The organism is Pseudomonas sp. NBRC 111140 (assembly GCF_001320885.1).
GTDB classification, from domain to species: Bacteria; Pseudomonadota; Gammaproteobacteria; order Pseudomonadales; family Pseudomonadaceae; genus Aquipseudomonas; species Aquipseudomonas putida_P.
In genome coordinates, this window is record NZ_BCBQ01000175.1 from 1 (window position 1) to 3649 (window position 3649).

A 3649-nucleotide genomic window follows, 5' to 3' on the forward strand; every position below is an offset into this window, starting at 1 on the left:
TGCCCGAGAGCATGTTTGCCGAAGTGCCCACCGTTCTCGACAGCCTGCTCAAGACCGATCCCTCGCTGCGCTCGATCATGGGCCAGCTCGACCGCTCGCAGCGCTCGCGCGCCTGGAACGATGGCAAGGTCACGGCGCACCACGGCATCATCCCGACGCTCGAACCGGCGAAGCTCTCCGCCATGAGCGAGAAGGAACTGGCCGTGTACAGGCTCATCCGGTCGCATTACCTGGCGCAGTTCCTCCCTCACCACGAGTTCGACCGCACTGTGGCCAAGTTTTCGTGCGGGGGGCAGAACCTGGCGGCCACGGGCAAGCAGGTTGTCATCCCGGGTTGGCGCCAGGTGCTCGCCGAGCCGCAGGCCGAAGACGGTGATGGCGAGGGCGATACTGCGGTCCGCGCCCAGGTGCTGCCCGCGCTGCCGAAACTGTATGAGGGCCTGGCATGCCAGGTGGCCGACGTCGATCTCAAGGCACTCAAGACGCTGCCGCCCAAACCGTACACGCAAGGCGAGTTGGTCAAGTCCATGAAAGGCGTCGCCAAGCTGGTGTCCGATCCCCGCCTGAAGCAGAAGCTCAAGGATACGGTTGGCATCGGCACCGAAGCGACGCGGGCCAACATCATCGGCGGCCTGATCGCTCGCGGCTACCTCGTGAAGAAGGGGCGCGCCATCCGCGCCTCGGATGCGGCTTTCACTTTGATCGATGCCGTGCCTGCGGCGATTGCCGACCCTGGCACCACCGCCGTCTGGGAACAGGCGCTCGACATGATCGAGGCCGGACAGCTCACCCTGGACGTGTTCATCGGCAAGCAGGCCGCGTGGATTTCGCAGTTGATTGCGCAGTACGGCAGCGCCTCCCTGTCCATCAAGGTTCCCCAAGGGCCGGCATGCCCGCAGTGCGGCGCACCCACGCGCCAGCGCAGCGGCAAGAGCGGCCCGTTCTGGTCGTGCAGCCGCTACCCGGACTGCAAAGGCACGCTGCCAGTCGAATCCGGCAGCTCCAAGCGCGGCGCCTCGCGCCCGCGCCGTAGCGGCCGCAAAGGCTCCTGACCGCCCCCGTTCCCCGTGAGCCGTGCCCGCCTTCGGCGGCGTGGCCCCTGTCCCGCACTCCGCCGCATGCCCTGCGGGACGCCCAGCGCGCAACGCCTTCTTGATCCGTGTGCGCGTCCCGCCCAGCCGTCCCCGGCCGCGGGACCTGAAGGTAGCTTCTCTGCGAGCCGCACCACGCGCGTTCTGTTGATCTGCGTTTCTTCCGCCCTCTGCGAAGGGTCTCCCGGTGGCTTGCCAGGCTGCACGAGCCACCGGGAGACCCTTCGTGGTCAGCGGTAATCGGTGCCGGTGCCCGCCGGTGCAAAAACGGGCTCCCTTTGTGCGCGGATGTGCGCCAGACGATGCCGGCCCCAGCCACGACATGGGCCGGGTGTGATTGCTTGATGAGCAGACGGTTCTAGCGACGACCGGGCCTGCCAATCAGCCCACGGGTGGTTCCTCTTTTCTCCCGAGCCGAAGGCCGTTGGGCCTTCGGCGCCATTCTCCTGCCCATCAACGTCCCGGCCCGGCCATTGGCCTGGGCCACACGAACAGGAGAGACGACATGCACCCTCAACCTTGCGCACCGCTGCTGTACGGCAGACGGAGGTCGAGAACGGCATGCCCGCCTATCGCGCGGCCATCGCCAATGGTACGCTCGGCTGCAGCCGAGGCCGTAGCCCAAAGGCTGGACTACCTCTTTTGCAGAGGTAAACCTCGGGATGAACTGGGCGAAAACATGCCTTATGTGCCCGCCTTACGGCGAGCTGTTTCCGATGCTTCGCGCAGGATTTCCCGCCCCCCATTCGCTGCGATTGCGGCCACGATGACGCCCAGCACCAGATCCGGGATGTTCGACCCGAACCCCATCACCAGCACCCCGGACAGCACAATCGCACCATTGACGATGGAGTCGTTGCTGGTAAAGATCGCTGACGCCTTGAAGTTCACATCTTCCCCGCGATGGCGGCGCAGTAGTCTGAGGCACACTAGGTTCAAAGCCGCGTTCAGCGCGGCCATGGCCATCATGGCTGGGCCGACAGGCTCTTCCCCTCCAGCGAAGCGGCGTAGGACTTCCAACAGCAGCAGCGCGGCCAGGCCGATTAGCAAGAAACCCGACAAGCGGGCCGCGCCCACCTTGACCGTTGCCGCACGACCGACGGCATACAGGCTAACCGCATAGACCGACGCATCGGCGAGGTTGTCCAACCCGGCGCCCATCAGCGCCGTAGAGCCAGCCCAGATGCCAAGGGCAATGCCGGCGGCGGACTGCGTCAGGTTGATCAGCAACACAGTCAGAAGAATCTTTCGGTCCTTCGCATCGCTCGCATCTAGGCGGCCCAACTCGTCGTTTTCGTGATTTCTGTGGTTTTCAGCCATGCATTGTTCCTTCCAAATCGATGGATGCTGAAGCCTGTAGCGGCTGGAGAGTCAAGGCGCAGATGCAACGAACTTGCCACAGGGTCTTCCCGGACGCCCTTGACTCTACCGTAGCTAGAAGGTTTTCCAATCCAGTCAGAGCTTTAGGACAGAACAGATGAGCACCAATGCGCCCCCTTCATTGCGACTGTCATCCGGTATGGCTGCTATCCACTGATCCGTGGCGCCACTGCGGTTGTGCTCTTCGGCGAGCTCGCGACCGGCCGGCCGTCTTTTCCGACGGAGCTACTCACAGTGATCGTCGCGCTCGCTTGTGCCGCCTTGCTAGAGGGCGGGCGGCCTTTCCACTCCCCGTTGAGCCAGTAGCGGCGTTCCAAGCTGTGGTTGGCCGTCGGCGCATGGCTCGGCTTCTTGGTCGTGCATCTGGCCTTCCAGCACTCCAATCTGGGATACCGGGTCGGGCCGTTGGGATTGTTGATCGGGGTGGCTGAAGCCCATCGCTGGCATCACAAGCGTGAGCACGAAGACGCCCAAGTCAACTACGGCGATTTCTGGATGCCCGGGGGCCACTTGTTCAGCGCTTTCCGGTCGCAAAAGCACACGCTGGGCGCCAAAGAGTGACACTCAAGAAAGATGGACTTTCCAATGGACTACGGCCCGCAGCTTGTCTATCCCTTCCGGAGCCGGCCAGCAGCGGCAAACGCTTGCGCTGCTGGCTATACGATCTTGCCCACGTCGCATTCTTGCGCGAGTCGGGCCTTGCGGCTTCTTGCGAAGCGATCGCGAGTTGCGTGGCGTGCCCATGAGTCGGGCCGCGTCGTGGCGCACTGCTACCTTGGCCTGCACCTGCACCTGCGCAGCCACGCCGCGATGCTCGGTCTGGCCTGGAGAACCCGTAAGGTGGCGGAGATTGCGGCGCGCAGGTCGTCCGGCTCGCGCTGGCTCCTGTGGGCCACGCCCTCGGTCGCACGCCGTCTCAAAACGTCAGAATCGCGCGCTTTCGCATGATGGAGCGCGGCACGTGGCTCTCAGAACTGGACCCGATCACTTCCAGCACCGATGACACGCTCGAGCTTCAGGCGGGCTCGGCCAAGCTGTTGAGAATGCCGCACTCGCGCGAGGTTCGGGCGCTATCGCAGGAGCGTCGCAGATCCATTAACTCGCGCTCCAAGGCGCGCAATTCCTTCATCTTGGTCCGCACTTGCGCGATATGAGCGTCGACCAGCGCGTTCACCTCG

At 64.3% G+C, this 3649-nt stretch carries 4 protein-coding genes and 1 pseudogene; 3 read left to right on the top strand and 2 right to left on the bottom strand.

The window, feature by feature from the left end:
- On the top strand, window positions 1–1052 hold a 1052-nt coding region (locus APH42_RS28595; protein ID WP_177336888.1), incomplete at its 5' end, for a DNA topoisomerase.
- 723 nt (window positions 1053–1775) lie between these two features.
- Here APH42_RS28595 and APH42_RS28600 read toward each other — a convergent pair.
- On the bottom strand, window positions 1776–2411 hold the full coding sequence (locus APH42_RS28600) for a cation transporter (protein WP_003098972.1): 636 nt from the start codon (window positions 2409–2411) through the stop codon (window positions 1776–1778).
- Between the two features lie 417 nt (window positions 2412–2828).
- Between APH42_RS28600 and APH42_RS30340 the strand changes: the two genes are divergently transcribed.
- Window positions 2829–3032 (top strand): hypothetical protein, encoded by a 204-nt coding sequence (locus tag APH42_RS30340; protein WP_023657334.1) that lies wholly within the window; start codon window positions 2829–2831, stop codon window positions 3030–3032.
- Window positions 3033–3056: 24 nt separating this feature from the next.
- On the top strand, window positions 3057–3419 hold the full coding sequence (locus APH42_RS30950; RefSeq protein WP_196495817.1) for a DUF3703 domain-containing protein: 363 nt from the start codon (window positions 3057–3059) through the stop codon (window positions 3417–3419).
- A 67-nt stretch (window positions 3420–3486) separates the two neighbouring features.
- Here the strand turns inward: APH42_RS30950 and APH42_RS30710 are convergent.
- Window positions 3487–3649: pseudogene (locus APH42_RS30710) on the bottom strand (Cd(II)/Pb(II)-responsive transcriptional regulator); the annotation flags it as partial.

Excerpts from the sequence above, each read along its gene's own strand:
- APH42_RS28600 (WP_003098972.1), bottom strand. The coding sequence starts at position 2,411 with ATGGCTGAAAACCACAGAAATCACGAAAACGACGAGTTGGGCCGCCTA.
- APH42_RS30950 (WP_196495817.1), top strand. The coding sequence starts at position 3,057 with ATGGACTACGGCCCGCAGCTTGTCTATCCCTTCCGGAGCCGGCCAGCA.